The organism is Gammaproteobacteria bacterium, from assembly GCA_016705365.1.
Lineage (GTDB): Bacteria > Pseudomonadota > Gammaproteobacteria > Pseudomonadales > UBA5518 > UBA5518.
Window position 1 is genome coordinate 849,962 of record JADIYI010000008.1, and the last position, 15,739, is coordinate 865,700.

13 protein-coding genes are annotated in these 15,739 nt (G+C 63.6%); 9 read left to right on the plus strand and 4 right to left on the minus strand.

Annotation, left to right across the window (positions count from 1 at the left end; translation table 11 throughout):
• Positions 1 to 13 precede the first annotated feature (13 nt).
• Positions 14 to 1,255, minus strand: coding sequence for an MFS transporter (locus IPF49_11460; protein MBK6288232.1), 1,242 nt, complete (start codon positions 1,253 to 1,255; stop codon positions 14 to 16).
• Positions 1,252 to 2,283 (minus strand): zinc-binding dehydrogenase, encoded by a 1,032-nt coding sequence (locus IPF49_11465; protein MBK6288233.1) that lies wholly within the window; start codon positions 2,281 to 2,283, stop codon positions 1,252 to 1,254. Before IPF49_11465 ends, IPF49_11460 begins: the two co-directional genes overlap by 4 nt.
• A gap of 224 nt (positions 2,284 to 2,507) precedes the next feature.
• Here IPF49_11465 and IPF49_11470 point away from each other — a divergent pair, with 224 nt between their 5' ends.
• From IPF49_11470 to IPF49_11480, 3 genes are read left to right on the plus strand one after another with little or no spacing between them, the layout of a single operon-like run.
• A complete protein-coding gene (locus IPF49_11470; GenBank protein MBK6288234.1) occupies positions 2,508 to 3,266 on the plus strand; it encodes an SDR family oxidoreductase in 759 nt (252 codons plus the stop codon).
• A 31-nt stretch (positions 3,267 to 3,297) separates the two neighbouring features.
• Complete coding sequence (locus IPF49_11475) at positions 3,298 to 4,047, plus strand: SDR family oxidoreductase (protein ID MBK6288235.1); 750 nt, start codon at positions 3,298 to 3,300, stop codon at positions 4,045 to 4,047.
• Positions 4,048 to 4,078: 31 nt separating this feature from the next.
• Entirely contained in the window at positions 4,079 to 6,205 is a 2,127-nt protein-coding gene (locus tag IPF49_11480) for an FAD-dependent oxidoreductase (GenBank protein ID MBK6288236.1), read from the plus strand.
• A gap of 61 nt (positions 6,206 to 6,266) precedes the next feature.
• Here IPF49_11480 and IPF49_11485 read toward each other — a convergent pair whose 3' ends face one another.
• Positions 6,267 to 8,576, minus strand: coding sequence for a TonB-dependent receptor (locus tag IPF49_11485; GenBank protein ID MBK6288237.1), 2,310 nt, complete (start codon positions 8,574 to 8,576; stop codon positions 6,267 to 6,269).
• Positions 8,577 to 8,768: 192 nt separating this feature from the next.
• Here IPF49_11485 and IPF49_11490 point away from each other — a divergent pair, with 192 nt between their 5' ends.
• The 4 genes from IPF49_11490 to IPF49_11505 all read left to right on the plus strand — a co-directional run bounded on the left by IPF49_11490 (position 8,769) and on the right by IPF49_11505 (position 12,192).
• Positions 8,769 to 9,803: a nuclear transport factor 2 family protein gene (locus IPF49_11490; GenBank protein MBK6288238.1), complete on the plus strand. Its 1,035-nt coding sequence runs from the start codon at positions 8,769 to 8,771 to the stop codon at positions 9,801 to 9,803.
• 120 nt (positions 9,804 to 9,923) lie between these two features.
• A complete protein-coding gene (locus IPF49_11495; GenBank protein ID MBK6288239.1) occupies positions 9,924 to 10,262 on the plus strand; it encodes a hypothetical protein in 339 nt (112 codons plus the stop codon).
• Positions 10,263 to 10,478: 216 nt separating this feature from the next.
• Positions 10,479 to 11,264: an enoyl-CoA hydratase gene (locus IPF49_11500; GenBank protein MBK6288240.1), complete on the plus strand. Its 786-nt coding sequence runs from the start codon at positions 10,479 to 10,481 to the stop codon at positions 11,262 to 11,264.
• Positions 11,265 to 11,556: 292 nt separating this feature from the next.
• On the plus strand, positions 11,557 to 12,192 hold the full coding sequence (locus IPF49_11505; GenBank protein MBK6288241.1) for a toxin-antitoxin system YwqK family antitoxin: 636 nt from the start codon (positions 11,557 to 11,559) through the stop codon (positions 12,190 to 12,192).
• 76 nt (positions 12,193 to 12,268) lie between these two features.
• Here the strand turns inward: IPF49_11505 and IPF49_11510 are convergent, their stop codons facing one another.
• Positions 12,269 to 12,937 carry a TetR/AcrR family transcriptional regulator gene (locus IPF49_11510; GenBank protein MBK6288242.1) on the minus strand — a complete coding sequence of 223 codons (669 nt, stop codon included), beginning with the start codon at positions 12,935 to 12,937 and terminating at the stop codon, positions 12,269 to 12,271.
• Between the two features lie 243 nt (positions 12,938 to 13,180).
• Here IPF49_11510 and IPF49_11515 point away from each other — a divergent pair, with 243 nt between their 5' ends.
• Together IPF49_11515 and IPF49_11520 are read left to right on the plus strand one after the other, a co-directional pair.
• Positions 13,181 to 14,419: a CoA transferase gene (locus IPF49_11515; protein MBK6288243.1), complete on the plus strand. Its 1,239-nt coding sequence runs from the start codon at positions 13,181 to 13,183 to the stop codon at positions 14,417 to 14,419.
• A gap of 30 nt (positions 14,420 to 14,449) precedes the next feature.
• Positions 14,450 to 15,739 (plus strand): CoA transferase, encoded by a 1,290-nt coding sequence (locus IPF49_11520; protein MBK6288244.1) that lies wholly within the window; start codon positions 14,450 to 14,452, stop codon positions 15,737 to 15,739.

The window sequence follows — 15,739 nt, forward strand, 5'->3', positions numbered from 1 at the left end:
GCATGCGCCGTTCTCAGTGCGGTCGGGCACGAAAGATACCGAGCAGGATCGCTGCGGCTACCACAAAGCACGCGATCTGCAGCGTGAACGCGACGTTGTAGGAGCCTGTCGCATCGAAGATCGCGCCGGCGAGAGGGGCAGCCGCAAAGGTGAAGGGCAGCATCAGCAGCGTCGCCAGCCCCAACGCGCTCGCGAACGCTTCCCGCCCGAATGCGTTGCCCAGGAGCGCGGCAAAAGCCGGGTGCAATCCGCCGGCGCACAGACCGATGCCCAGCAGCAGGGTGGCGATGACCGGGAATACCGGGAACATCAGCAGCAGGCTCCACAGAACCGCGAGGACCACGCCGAGCAGGCCCACCGTCAGGCGCGCGCCGATGCGATCCGCAACCCAGCCGCAGAACAGGGCACCGACCATGGACGCAGTGCCGTTCACGCTCATCAGCATTGCAGCGGCCGTTGGCTCTATCCCGAGGTCGGTGGCGTAAGGGACCAGGTGGCTCACTATCACGATACCACCGCAGGTAATGAGTCCGGCACCGAGCAGGATTCCCCAGAAAAAGCGGTCGCGCAGCAGCCGAGCTTGCGATCCGCTCAGGGGAGCGGATGACTCGGTGCCGGCGCTCGCGGGTAGCGCACCCAATGATCGCTGCCCGATGTCTTCCGGTCGGTCCACGACCAGCAGCAGAAAAGGCAGCAACAGCAGCACCGCCACCGCCTGCATGACCAGGGCAAATCGCCAGTCGCGCCATTCGATCAGCCACGCGACCGCCGGCGGTGCCAGCGCCACGATCAGTGGCACGCTGATCAGCCCCATGGCGAGTCCGCGCCGCGCAACGAACCAGTTTGTAACGAGTGTCGACGACGGGATGATCCCGAGCAGGGCGCAGCCCGAGCCTGCCACCAGGCTGTAGGCGAACAGATAGGTCGGAAAGTCCGGCGCGCGCGACGCGAGCAGGAAACCCGCGGCCATCAGCAGCGCGCCCGCGATCATCACGGTGCGGATGCGCAAATGGCGCAGCGCGACGCCCAGCAGGGGTCCTGACAGACCCATCAGCAGGAGGATGATCGCAATGCCGAGCGAGGCAAGACCCCGACTCGCACCGAAATCCGCGGCGACCGGCTTGATCAGCACGCCGAAGCTGCCGAACGTGCTGCCGATCGCAAGATTCACCGCGAGAAAGCCGAGCGCCACCATGCGCCAGCCGAGAAAATCACGGCTCCCCTGATCGGGATGATTGGCTGGCTGCCTGTTCACGCGCCGGGGCTCGCGCACTCGAGCAGGACTTTCACTGCCTCGGGCTGGCACTGGGTCGTGAAAGCGCGAGCTACCTCCGCAAGTGCAAAGCGGTGGGAAATCAGCCCGGCGCGATCGATGCGGCGCGCTTGCATCAGTTCGAGCGCCTCGGCCAGTTCTTCTGGCGCATAACCGTTGGAGCCCATGATCAGAGGCTCCTTGCGGATGATGTAGCCCATGTCGATCAGCATGCGGTCCTCGAAGCCGCCGAAGCACACGATGCGTCCGTTCCGGTTCGCGACCAGGTGCAGTGCGGTCTCGAGCGGCGGCGGCCCGCTCATGTGCTTGATGTAGCCGGCGCAGTCGAACACCACGGCGATATTCGCGGATTCGCCGCGATAATCATCCTCGCGCCCGCAGATTGCCGCCACTGCGCTGTATATCTCGCCAGCGCGCGGATTCACGGTCGCGGTGGCGCCGACTTCCCGGGCCTTCGCCAGGCGCGCGTCCTGCACGTCGATCGCGATGATCTGCCCGACCGGCACCTCCCGCGCACGGATGGCCTGGATCACGCCAAGCCCGATGATGCCGACCCCGAACACCACCACGTTCTCGCCGGCGGTGATATTGGCCTTGCGTACCATCTGCAGCGCATCGGCCATCGGCTCGGTGGTGGCTGCCTCCGCGAAACTCACGCCCGCTGGAATGCGTACCAGCTGGAACGGGTTCACCGGCACGGTCACATACTCGGCCATGCCTCCGCCAAACCCCGTGACACCGACCACCCGCTCGCCTGTGCTCCAGCCCGTCACGCCCTCGCCGAGTTCGACGATGGTGCCGGCAAATTCATGCCCGGGTACTTCGTATCCCTCCGGGGTTTTGCGCACCAGCTGTCCGCGGTAGGAGTCGTTGCGATACATGTGCAGGTCCGAGCCGCAGATCCCGCAGGCATGCACGGCCACCAGCACCTCGCCGGCCCCGGGCCGCGGGCGGGTGGCATCGGTGCGCGCCTCGATCTTGCCGGCTCCGATGTAGTTCGCTGCGTACATGCTTCACACTCTCCGCGCCGATTGCCTGCTGCGCAGCATGACACCGATTGCCGACGATCGCATCATGCGCCAGGATGAACCTTGCCGGTCCGCCAGCGCGGTTTGATTTTCAGGCGCGAGATTGTCCGGTGAGCGCGGCACCTTCATCCGTTCGGATGAGGATTTGAGCTCACTGCTGCGGCTACGCTGCTACTGAATTCAGGTGCTGAGGCAGGGCGGGGCGCATGGGCGAGCCGACAATTCCCGGGAGCAGGGTGAACTTCGACTTCAGTGGTGCCCGGGTCCTGGTGACGGGTGGCACCCGCGGTATCGGCCGCGCGATCTCGCAGGCTTTTGCGGCTGCAGGCGCCGAGGTGCTGATAACCGGCAGTGCCGCCGATGCATCGGCTTATGCTGATCTGCCGCCAACGACCCGCTATCTTCAGTTGCGGCTTGCCGAACGCGCGGACATCCGTTCGCTGGTCAGCTCGATCGGGCATCTCGATGTGCTGGTCAACAACGCGGGTGGCACCGGTGGTGCTGTCACGCCGCATGACTTCGACACGTCACTGGACGTCAACCTGGGCGCGGTCTATCACCTCACCACGGCACTTTCCGCTGCGCTCGAAAGCAGCACGCTGGAAGGCGGTGCCGCGGTGGTCAACCTCGCATCGGAGATGTCACTGTTCGCCAGCCCCTACTTTTTCGGCTATGGCGCGGCCAAGGCGGGCATCGTGCAGCTGACCAAGAGCTTCTGCGTAGCGCTTGCGCCGAAGGGTATTCGCGTCAACGCGGTGCTGCCGGGCTCGGTGCCCACGCCGATGACGAATGCGTTCGCGGATGATCCTGCCGTGCACCGGTTGGTATGCGACGCTACGCCGCTCGCGCGCTGGGGCAAGCCGGAAGAGATCGCCAGCGCGGTGTTGTTCCTCGCCAGTCCGGCGGCGAGTTTTGTTTCGGGCCATACACTGGTGGTGGATGGTGGGTATTCGATCGTCAAATGATGCGCATCGGGCGCTGACAGGAGATTTCGGGATGAAGCGCTTCGACGGCAAGGTGTGCGTGGTGACGGGAGCGGCGGCGGGCATAGGCCGCGCGAGTGCACTGCGGCTTGCCGGGGAAGGTGCCGTGGTTGCGGCAGCGGACATAAACGAGGCGGGCCTCGCGGAAACGGCGGCCGCCATCCGCTCCAGCGGGGGCGTCTGCGAGGTGATCGGTTTCGACGCCATGGATGAAGCCTCCTGTCGCGGGTTGGTTGCCGCCGCAGCAGAGCGCTGCGGGCGCATCGACGCGCTCTGCAATATCGCCGGCGCCTGTCGCGCCGATCACTTCCTGGAGATTCGTCTTGCGGACTGGGAGCGGATGTTCCGCATCAATGTAAGCAGCCTCGTCGTGCTCTGCCAGGCGGCGATCCCGCACCTGCGCGAGAGCCGCGGCAACATTGTCAGCATCTCGTCCGCATCGGCGATTGCCGGCGCCGCGTACTGGAGTGCCTACGGTGCCTCGAAGGCGGCGGTGGCCTCACTGATGCGCTCGCTGGCGGTGGAGTTCGCCTCCGCCGGAATCCGCGCCAATGCGATCTGTCCAGGAGGCGTGAATACGGGGCTCGCTTCGACCTACAGCGTTCCCGCCGATCTCGACCAGTCGCTGGTGCAACGGCTGTTCCCGCTGCACCCGGCCGCGGAACCGGAGGAGATCGCGGCGGCGGTTGCCTACCTCGCTTCCGACGAAGCACGCTACGTGACCGGTATCAGCTTTTCCATTGACGGCGGCCAGCTGCTCTGAGTCGCCGCGAAACGCAAGGGAATCAAAGGGAATGGCGAGTTACGAGCATCTGCTGTCCCCGGGCTGCATAGGCCGGCTGGAACTGCGCAACCGGATATTCATGAGTCCCATGGGCTCGAACACTGCAGACCCGGAGGGATACTGTGGCGAACGGCTGCGCAAGTACTACGCGGCACGGGCCGAGGGGGGCGCTGCGCTGCTGATCATGGGTTCCGTCGCGATCAGCTGGCCGGTGGGTTCGGCCAATTTCCGCCAGGTCGCGATCTCCGATGACCGCTTCATCCCCGGTCTTGCAGCGGTCGCGGACGAGGTGCACGTTCACGGTGCCAAGCTCGCGGTGCAACTGCAGCATGCCGGCCTCACCGCGATGAACGATATCCGCGATGGCCGTCCGCTGCTCACACCGTCGATTCCGGTGATGAAGGACGGCGACATGGGGCCGTACCTCTTCCCGGACGAGGCACAGCGGATGTCCACGCCCTACAGTGCGCCCACCGCGAAGCTGCATTACCGCGTGGCCAGCGAGGAAGATCTCGCGTGGGTCGTGGCGGAGTTCGCCACTGCCGCCGCGCGTGCGCGCGAGGCCGGTATCGACGCGGTCGAAATACACGCCGGTCACGGTTACCTGGTGCACAGTTTTCTCAACCCGGCGGTAAACACGCGTGAGGACCGCTGGGGTGGCTCGCTGGAGAACCGCGCGCGGCTGCTGGTCGAGGTGATCCGGGCGATCAAGGACCGCTGCGGCGCCGACTACCCGGTGTGGTGTCGCCTCGACGGCATCGAGTTCCTGACCGAGGGTGGCATCACGCACGAGGATGCCTGTGCGACGGCGCGTCTCGCCGAAGCCGCGGGCGCCGATGCGATTCATGTCAGCGCCTATGCGGATGCATCGAAAGGCGAGAGCTTCACGCTGGCCCATACGGTGCACAAACCGGCGGGTTTCGTCCCCTTTGCCGCAGGGATCAAATCGGTCGTGAAGATACCGGTGATAACGGCGGGGCGTATCGAGCCCGCGGCCGCGAACGATTTCATCCGCCGCGGCAGCTTCGATTTCGTCACCATGGCACGAAAGCTCCTTGCCGACCCCGAATTGCCGAGAAAGCTCGGCGAGGGGCGTGCCGCCGAGATCCGGCCCTGCATCTACTGTTACACCTGCATCAGCCAGATCTTCGTCAACGAGGCGACCAAGTGCGCGGTGAATGCGCGCACCGGACGCGAGAACGAAACGGTGATCGTGCAGGCCGAGCGGTCCAGACGCATCATGATTGCGGGAGGCGGCCCGGCAGGAATGGAAACGGCGCGCGTTGCCCGCCTGCGCGGGCACCAGGTAATACTGTGCGAGAAATCCTCGCGTCTCGGTGGCACGGTGCGCTTCAGCGCGACCTCCTATGCCCCCAATGCCGGACTGGTCCGCTACCTCTGTGGCGAGATGACTCGTCTCGGGGTGGAAGTGCGCCTGGGCACCGAACTCACGGCGGAACTCGTCGCGCGGGAGAAACCCGACGAAGTGGTCATTGCCGTCGGTGCGCGGCGGGAGGTGCCGGCGATACCGGGTATCGAGCTTCCCCACGTGCTGAGTGGTGATGATATCCGCGCGATGCTGACCGGCGAGTTGGCAGAAGGTCCCGGCCCGGCCCTCGGGGACGTGAGCCGCTTGCTGCTCGGCGCAGGCAAGCGGCTCGGCGTTCTCGAGCGCCCGGACTGGATGAGGATGCTGAGTCGTCTCTGGATGCCGCTCGGCCAGCGCATCGTGATGATCGGCGGAGGGCTGGTGGCAATCGAACTCGCGGAGTTTCTTGCAGAGCGGGGGCGCAAGGTCACGGTGCTGGAGGCGGGCGAGGTGCTCGGGGCTGGACTGAAGCTCGTGCGCCGCTGGCGCAATATCGCGGACTGCAAGCGGCTTGGCGTCGAGATGCTGACCGGGGCATTGCCGGTTCGCATAGAGACCGACAGCGTGGTCTATCGCAATGCCCACGGACAGGAGCGGCGCATCGCGGCGGACCAGGTAATCATCACCTCGGGCGCGGTGGCTAATCCCGGGCTTGCCGCAAGCCTGCGCAGCGCGGGGATCGAGGTTCACGAGATTGGCGACTGCGCCGGAATCGGCTACATCGACGGGGCCATCCACGCCGGCTTCGACCTGGCAATGAACCTATAGCCCTGGCATCCCGGCAGATACCTGCCGCGCTAGCAAAGCGCGGCAGGTGCAGGGGCCCGTATCAGAAGTTCTTGCGTACCTGCAGCGCGTAAGTGCGCGGCATGTTGATGGCGCCGAACTGGCCACCCTGGAGCAGGTCGTTGTCCTGGCGGAGGATCAGCTTGCGCTCGTCGGTCAGGTTATTGCCCTTCAGCGCAACCATCCAGCCGCTCTCCTGATTGCTGAACGAGAGCCGCGCGTCCAGCAGTTCCAGGCTCTCGGCGCCGAACTCGTTGGAAATCACCGTGGTCGAATCGTCACGGAAGGTGTACCCGGCATAGGCATCCATGTCCCAGCCGGCGCCAACCTCACGCGTGAACTCGAGATAGACCGTCCCCGAGTAGTCGGGTGCCCGTTGCAGCGTCTCGCCGCTCAGATCCTGGCCATCCATGCAACCCACCGGATCGGAAGCGCGCAGGAACGGGCCGCAGGGCGCATTCTTGAAGTCCTCGTACTCGGCGTCCAGCCAGGCGATGCTGCCGCCCGCCGTGAGCGTGTCCGTGAGACGCCAGGCGCCTTCGAGTTCGATGCCCTGGGTGACGGCCTCGGCGGCGTTGGTGGTCACGATCACCCCGGTGGTGTCCGAGCGTGCAACCTGCAGGTCGTCGAAGGTGGTATAGAAAATTGCGATATTCAGGCGACCGCGGCCATCGGCGAGATCCATCTTGGCGCCGGCTTCGTAGGACAACGAGTCCTCCGGCTCGACCACCTTGTCCGCGATGATCAAGGTGTTGCCCGCGTTGTTGTAGCCACCCGACTTGTAGCCGGTCGCCGCGGTCAGGTAGAGCATCGTATCGTCGTTCATCTGGTATTGCAGCTTGGCCGACCAGGTGTCGTAGTCGTCATCGCGCTTCAGCGGCTGGACGATCTGCTGACCGAAGAAGGTGGTCCCGCCGTCCTCGATATATACACCGCTCGGATTGTCGAAATCACCGCCGAACACCAGCTCCAGGCCCACGTAATCGGTGAAATCCTTTTTCTCCTTGCCTACGCGAACGCCGGCCGTTGCGGTCCACTGCTCCGTGATCTCGTAGGAGCCCTCGAAGTAGCCGGAATAGGACTCGACCTTCTCGACATCGCCGTTTCGTGCCAGCAGGCCGACCGAGCCCGCATCTATAATTGCGCCGCCACCGTCATCCCACTTCGTCTGCACCATCTTGAGGTCGTCGTAGTACACGCCCGCCACCCAGTGGAACGTGCAATCCTGGGGTGACTGCAACCGCAGCTCCTGGCTCCAGAAATTGCCCGTGTCGCCCTTCTCGCCGCGCAGGCCGATGACGTTCAGCGCGCCCCCGGAGAATTCCATCACCCGTTGTGCTTCCCAGTCGGCATAGCCGGTCTGCGCCGTCAGCGTATAGCCGCTGAACTCCCAGGCGAACACCAGCGACGCGAGATCGGTCTTGTTCTCCTGGCGCGGGTCGTCCGCCACGAAGCTGAAGTCGCCGGTGCCGTTGATGATCTGCTTGTCATCGACCTTGAAATTCTCGCCGGCCGCCTCGTAGCGAGCGTTCATGTCGTTGGGCACGCCGGGCAGGAACGGATCGGGACCGCGACCCACGAGCTGCAGGGTGTTGCCTTCGGTCGAGTGGTCGATCTGCTCCCATTTCAGGTTGGCGCGCAAACTCTCGTTCGGTTGCCACTGCAGCTGCACGCGGTAGGCGTCGCTGTCGATGCCACCGCCGTCGGGCCCTATGCCGTCGTTCTCGAGGTAGCCATCACGCTCGGCGGTATAGGCCGAAAGCCGCCCGCTGAGGGTGTCGGTGATCGGGCCCGACACCGCCCCCTCGACCTGCCAGGCGTCATAGTTGCCCACCTCGGTATTCACGTACGCCTCGAACTCCTCGCTCGGACGCGCGGTGAGCATGTTGATCGCCCCGGCAATGGTGTTGCGGCCCCACAGGGTGCCCTGGGGACCACGCAGCACCTCGATGCGCTCCATGTCGTAGAACGGGTTCTGGGTGACGCCGCGAGGGCGCGCGAAGGAGATATTGTCGATGTAGAGCCCGACCGAGGGCTCGATCGACTCGATGCCGGGGCTGCCGAGGCCACGCATCGCGATGTTCTGGGTGGCACCGCCATCCTCGATGAAGAGGTTGGGCGTGCGCACGGCAAGCCCCGCCAGCTCGGTGATGCCCTTCTTCTCGAGGGTTGCGGCGGTCTCGACCGCCACCGAGATCGGCACGTGCTGCAGGCTTTGCTCGCGCCGCTGGGCGGTGACGACGATCTCGTCCAGGGCGAGACGTTCGGACTGGGCCAGGGCATGGTTCGTGCCCCCGGCTGCCGCGATCGCCAGCATCAGGACGGATTGGATGGTCGACGGCTTGGTATTCATGCTGATCCCCTTTGGTCTGTTATCGGAAGAGCGCCGGCCCAAATGGTGCACCCGGCGCCTCATCTCCGCTTCATGCGAATGGATGAGGTCGCCGGTCTCGCGCCCGTGCTACAAGAAGCCACGGGACTCGCGGCCAGCTGGATCAATGGCTGTGATGTCGTTTATTTATTCGAGCTGATGCGGGGAGCTGCCATGAGCCAGTGGAATCGGGAAGAGATCGATGCCTGTTTTCGCCGTTTCATGGAGATCACCGACCGGGTTTTCATCGAGGGGGACCTGGAACCCTGGGTGCAGTGCTTCACCGAAGATGCCGTCTATGTCGATCTTGGCTACGGCTTCAACGGTGGCTGGGACAGCGAGATCCGCGGCCGCGATGCGATTCGCGGCTGGATCAACGGTCACTTCGCGAGCTTCCCCAACAATCAGATGGCCTTCTGGCCGGTTCCCTGGTACGTGATCGACGAGGAGCGCGGCTGGGTAATCTGCGAGTGGCGCAACCGCATGCGCGATCCCGGCAACGGCTTGGTGTTCGAGGAGAAGAACTACACCCGCCTGAAGTATGCGGGCAACATGCAGTGGAGTTTCGAGGAGGACATCTACAACCCCTTGCGCATGCGCACGATGATCGAACTCTGGCGTCACGAGCGTGCGCGCTGCGAGGCGGCTGGCTTGGCGCTGCCCGAGCCCCGGCCCGAGCAGGCCCGCGCGATGCACGAGGCCGTGTGGGAGCACGACGTGAATCCGGGCTATTCGCGCGCCGAAATCGAGGATGCCGTGAAGCGCTTCGAGGACGCGGGCAACCAGGCCTTCCGCATTCGCGACCACAGTGAGTGGCTGCAGTTCTACACCCCGGATGTGCAGTACCGCGAGCACGGCTTTGGTTTTGCGGGCGGCTGGGAGCACGAGATCCACGGTCGCGCGGCGGTCAAGCAGTGGATCGACCCGCACTGTGACGTCTGGCCGATCAACCGCATGATCGACTTCCCGATGGACTGGTACGTGATCGACGAGCGCCGCGGCTGGGTGCTGCTGGAGTACCGCAACATCATGGCCGACCCCGGTGACGGTACCCGTCTGGAGACGCGCAGCTACACGCGACTCAAGTACGGTGGCAACGGACAGTGGCGCTTCGAGGAGGATATCTACAGTCCGCTGCGGATGCGTGCAATGCTGGATGCCTGGGTCCTGCTGAACTCCCGCACAGGTGACAAATCCGGGGGCGGATAGAGCGGCCGATGGCATTGAGGTCGCCACCGACTTGAAGCGGGAAGTCGGTGCCGGCGTGACCGGAAAGTAAAACAGGCAGTACACGCCGGACCCCGACAGCTGAGTGGCAGACGCGTCTGCATGCTGATCAGTTATGTGCGCCTTGCATTGAATCAGGAGAGAACCCGTGCCGACACCATTGGTCCTTGTCACAATCGCCGTGCTCTGTACATTCGCGTGTTACCGCATCGCAAAAAAGCGTGGGGCAAAAGTTTCGTTCTGGGTAGTCATGGGTGCATTGTTCGGGCCGTTCGCCATTCCGTTCGCACTCTTTTCCCGGCCGCAGCGTGGAAACAAGAACGCAGCATGAATCCCGGTCACGGCCCCATGACCAGCACGGGCAATACGTTCCATTCGATCGCCGGACGCGCGTTGCGCGCGCCCGCCGCCGCAAGCGTGTGTGCCGGGCATGGCACGTGACCACACGGGTGCAAGTCCCGCGGCAGGTTGTCGCAGAGCGTGAAGCGCTTTGTCGAATCCGCGAGCTGCTATCCCGATGACTGCGAAGGTCTGGCGGCTCGGGAAAGCCAATCCGCAAGCCCGACGTTCCGGCAAGCATTGAATTTTCGGGGAACCTCTTGTTATTCTTTCTTTAAACCAATTTGTCTGCGACTGCACGCTGACGGAGTTTGCGCCATGACATCGCCTGTACTGCTTGAAAAGCAGGGCCATATTGGCATTATCACTCTCAACCGACCTGACGCGATGAACGCGCTCTCTTCCGCGCTGCGCAATGCCTTGGCCAATGCCATCAATGACTGCCAGCAGGACAAGGATATCCATGTCCTGATTGTTACCGGCAACGGCAAGGCGTTTTGCGCAGGCTTTGACCTCAAGGAACTGGCTGCCGGCGGTGGCGATAACGCCAGCGCAGCAGAGACCGCAGACAATATTATTGGTCGCGCGATGGCGGCTTTCGAGGGGCCGATTATTGGCGCCATCAACGGCTTTGCGATTACCGGCGGCTTTGAATTGGCCTTGGCCTGCGATGTATTGATTGCCTCGAGCGCAGCGAAATTCGCCGATACTCATGCCCGTGTCGGCATTTTGCCGGGATGGGGCCTGAGCCAGAAACTGCCGCGATTGATCGGTATGAGCAGGGCCAAGGAAATGCATTTCACCGGCAATACCATTGATGCCGGGCAGGCGTGTGATTGGGGTTTGGTGAACTGCGTGGTTGCGCCGGATCAATTGCTGTCGACGGCCATCCAAATGGCGACGGATATGTGCGGATGTGTGCTGCCGGTGCTCAGGCAGTACAAACGCCTGATTGACGATGGCTACAGCATGCCCTATGACGAGGCATTGGCCTGGGAGGAGCAACAGGGAATCGAGTCGGCAAAGCGCGCTTCCGCCGCAATGATCGCACAACGCAAGGGGAAGGTGATCGAGCGTGGCCGCGAGCAGGGCCGTACCAAGTGACTGATGCGCAAGGCCTATGCCGCGGCTCCGGAAAATATGGGGCCGATCGCGGAACACGTCGTGCTTTTTTTGCTCCAATGGTCGAGTTAGAGTACAAATGTGAACAGGCTTTGGTGAGCTCGAACCGGATGATCGAGAATCAGGTTTCGGCGTGATATGAGGACGGCTCTGCCTGCTTCCGGAATGCCTGCGACGGGACGACGCGTGCGTTAGGTTCGATCAGGTGGAGGCTTTATCCTTCATTTGTTGCAAAATGGGCGTGCTCTTAATTATTTCTGCGTGAATATCGGATATGAACAGTAGACCGAGTTTATGGTTCAAGCTTGTGAGTTTACTCCCGGATGGCCCGTGGATCTGGTCTGCCAAGGCGAGCCAACTCGAGTCCAGAGGGAATTATAAAGACGGGAAAAAGGATGGGCCGTGGGAGGTCTACTATCGGGATGGCCAATTGGAATTCAAAGGGAATTATAAAGACGGGAACCGCCACGGCGCGTGGGTGATGTATTACGACAACGGGCAAGTAAGAATTCGCGGGAACTCCAGAAACGGCCGGCCGGACGGTTGTTTCGAAAGGTACTATAACAACGGCAGGTTATCCGAGAAGTTGAATTACAGGAATGGTGAACTCCATCGTGATTTTGAAAAGTTTCACCCCAACGGGCGACTGATGGAGAAAGGCAACTATGTCATAAACAATAGTCATGGCCTCGGTGAGCTGGACGGCCTGTTCGAGGCCTATCATGAGAATGGTCGGTTGAAAAAACGGGGCATCTACAGAGCGGGGTACAGAGAAGGGCTCTGGGAGTTCTATTACGCCAATGGCCAGCTGGGGAAAAGAGAGAAATACAAAGATGGTGAGCTGGATGGTTTGTGGGAACGCTTTGATGAGAACGGGCAACTAAAAGAACAACGGAATTACCGAAGGTAGTTGAACGGCATGTCCATTACCTGAGCTGCCTGGCCATGCTTCCCGAAACAGGGCGCCAAGAGGCTGTCCTGCGGTGTCAGGGTGCGGCGGAATCGAGCAGGAAGCGCAGTGCCATGTCCTTCAGCGCGGCGCGGAATGTGGGGTCGTCGAGCAGCGCCGGCGCGTCTTCCGCGGCACGATCGATGATGGCGCCGATGCCGCGCGTCAGGATGAACTGCGCGCTGGTATCGTTCGGCACGCGCAGGCGTGGGCCGAAACGCGCGAACATTTCGCCAGTGGACGCCATCGAGCGGCCCAGGCTGTCCAGGTCTTCGCCGCGTGCGATGTCGCCTGGAGTCAGCTGGAACTCGCGGTGGTACTTGCGATAGAAGTCCGGGGCCATCGCGAGCAGCCGGCGTCGAGAGTCGATGCCGTGGTCGACCAGGGTTTCAAGTGCCTCGCGGCTGCTGCGCGTGGCCAGCTCGCTGAACAGGACGGTTATCGCCGTGCGTTCGCGCTCGAGCAACTCGTCGTAGACACAGGCCAGGATCGCATCCTTGTTCGGGAAATACTGGTACACGGATGCCACGCCCACCCCCGCGACCTCGGCGATGCGGTTGGTGTTGAGGGCTGCCACGTCCTCCTGGTCGAGTATGCGCAGGCAGGCGCCGCGGATCGCCGCCACGAGTTGTACCGAGCGCGACTGCTGCGGCTGCTTGCGCGGACGTGGCGCCAGGTGGAGGTCGGTCGGTTTTTCCCACTTCATCGTTCGATGATGCTCCCCGCCTTTGTTGTGCCGCAGTCTAGCGCGCGGGGCGCTGGCGTGTAGCCACAAATGTAAAAATCCGCCGAGCCCACCTGTGCGAGCGTCCGAACAGTTGCAAATTTTCCTGTGCGTTCAGCCAGTTGGGAGCGCAACGCGGCGGCGCTGCCGGACGCATCGAATACGAGTTGATTCGCGTGCGACGCGGCGCGGAGAATTCCGCCGAGCTTGGAGGACGCACGAAGCGTGCGTGCCTGCTGTGTGCCGACGCCCTGGATGGGAGGGGTGCTGATGTTTCTCGATGGCTATCGCATGGTCGATATGTGCTGGATGGGCGGAGGGCCATTCACGGCGCAGGTGCTCGGAGACCTGGGTTTCGACGTGATCAAGGTGATGGAGGTTCCCGGGAATTCCGGTCGCCGCGCAGGGCCGAGCACGGGTTCCCTGATCGCCCGGAACAATGGCGTCCAGATGAGTCATTACCGCTTCGGCATGCGCAATGCGCGCTGCATCCAGCTCGATCTGAAGAGCAAGCAGGGGCTGGAGGTCTTCCATCGCCTGATCGAGAAGACGGATGTGATCACCGAAGGCTTCCGGCCCGGTGTGGCGGATCGCCTCGGCGTCGGCTACGAGGCGCTGAAGAAGATCAATCCGCGGCTGGTCTATGCCGCGATCACCGGCTACGGACAAACCGGCCCCTATCGCGACAAACCGGGTCATGACGTGAACTTCGAGTCCATCGCCGGCTTCATCGGCATGAATGGCCGAGCGGGCGGCCCCCCGGTGGTCACCGGCGGACTGGTGGCCGATTTCGCGGTGGGTGCGATGTCTGCCGTGACCCATATCCTCGCGGCGTTGCTGCGCCGGGCGAAGACGGGGCAGGGGGCTTACTGTGACGTTTCCCTGACCGACGCCGTATTCGAAACCAACACCGCCGCCATCGGCCCGTATCTCGGCGCCGGCGTGGAGATGCAGCGCGGGGAAATGTACTTCTCCGGGTTCTGGCCGTTCAACGATGTCTACGAAACCCGCGATGGCGCCTACATCTCGCTCGGCGCCTGGGAACCCTATTTCTTCGGCAACCTCTGCGAGGCAGTGCAGCGGGAGGATCTGATCGAGCTGCAGTGGGTCGTGGAGAAGCGCGATCACGTGCGCGCCGAACTCGGCGCGCTCTTCAGGACGCGTACACAAGCCGAATGGGTTGCGCTGTTCGAGCATGTGGATGCCTGCGTGACGCCGGTGAACACACCGGCCCAGGCCGCCAACGATCCCCAGATGCGCGCGCGCGACATGGTCGTGGAACTCGAGCACCCGATCCACGGCAAGGTGCCGATGGTGGGCTCCATGTTCAAGCTCGACGGGCAGGTGCTCGAGGCCCGTCACTGGATGAACCGTCCCGGCGAGCACACGGCGATGGTGCTCGCGGAGCTCGGTTACAGCGAGGGCGAGATCGCCGACCTGCGCGCGCAGGGCTTAATCGCCTGAGGTGGCGCGAGCCGCACGAGGAGATCACCGATGACTGGAGCTGGTGAAGGTATTTTGAGGGGCATCACGGTGCTGGATTTCGGCCGTGTGGTGGCCGGAGGCTACTGCGGACGCATCCTGGCGGACATGGGCGCCCGCGTGATCAAGGTGGAAGCCCCGCACATCGGCGATCACATCCGGCTGCTCGGCCCGCAGGCCGGCGAGCACTGGTGCATGCCGCCTTCCATCAGCCCGATCTTCATGCACTGCAATGCGGGCAAGGAAAGTATCTCCGTGGATCTCAAGAGCCCGGAGGGCATCGTGCTGATCAGGCGACTGATCCCCCATGTGGACGTGGTGGTGGAAAACTTCACCTCCCACGTCATGCCGGGTTTGGGCCTGGGCTACGAGGATCTGAAGACGATCCGCCCGGACATCGTCATGTGTTCCATCACCGGCTTTGGTCCGACGGGCCCGCTGGCGGACGCGCCGGCAGCCGACGGCATCGCCCAGGCCATGAGCGGCATGTTGTCGCTCATGGGCGAGGAGAACGGCTACCCCCACTTCGCCGGCAACGGCATCGGCGACACCGCCACGGCCGCCACGGCGGCCATGGCGATCCTGGCCGCCTTGCTGGAGCGTTTCCGCAGCGGTGCCGGACAGCACATCGACATCTCGATGATGCACACGTTGTTGAGTCTCGATGGCGCCGCGGCTCCGTACTGCGTCGCGTCCCGCGGCGAGCACAAGGTGCCGCGCAGCGGCCGTGCGCATCACCTCGCATGCCCCTGGGGGATCTTCAGGGGGCCGGAGGGGAAATACATCGTGATCATGACGACCGGCCCCGGTTCCTGGGAAACGCTGGTGCGGATGATCGGGCGCGAGGACATGCTGTCGCACCCGAAATTCGCCTCGCAGGAAGCGCGGCTGGAACACAAGCACGAGGTGCACGACATCATCGAGGAATTCCTGATGAGCTTCGAGACGGCGGAAGCGGCCTACCAGGCGCTGGCGGCCGAGCGCGTCATGGCGGGCATCGTGCTCGATCCCTGGGAAGCGGCCACGCATCCCCAGACGCCGCCGGAGATGATCCGGCCGGTGGAATATCCCTACACCGGGGAGATGTTGACCATCGCCACGGCGCCGCGCTTCTCGCGCAATCCCACGCAGGTCGGGCGGGCTCCGTTCCTCGGGGAGCATAACCGCAGCGTGTTGCGGGAACTGGCCGGCCTGGACGCCGGCGAACTCGATCGCCTGCACGCGGCGGGCGTGTTGTTCGAGGACTCGACGGTGGGCCATCTCGACCTCGCTCCCGACGCATCATCGACCCGCGGAGAATGA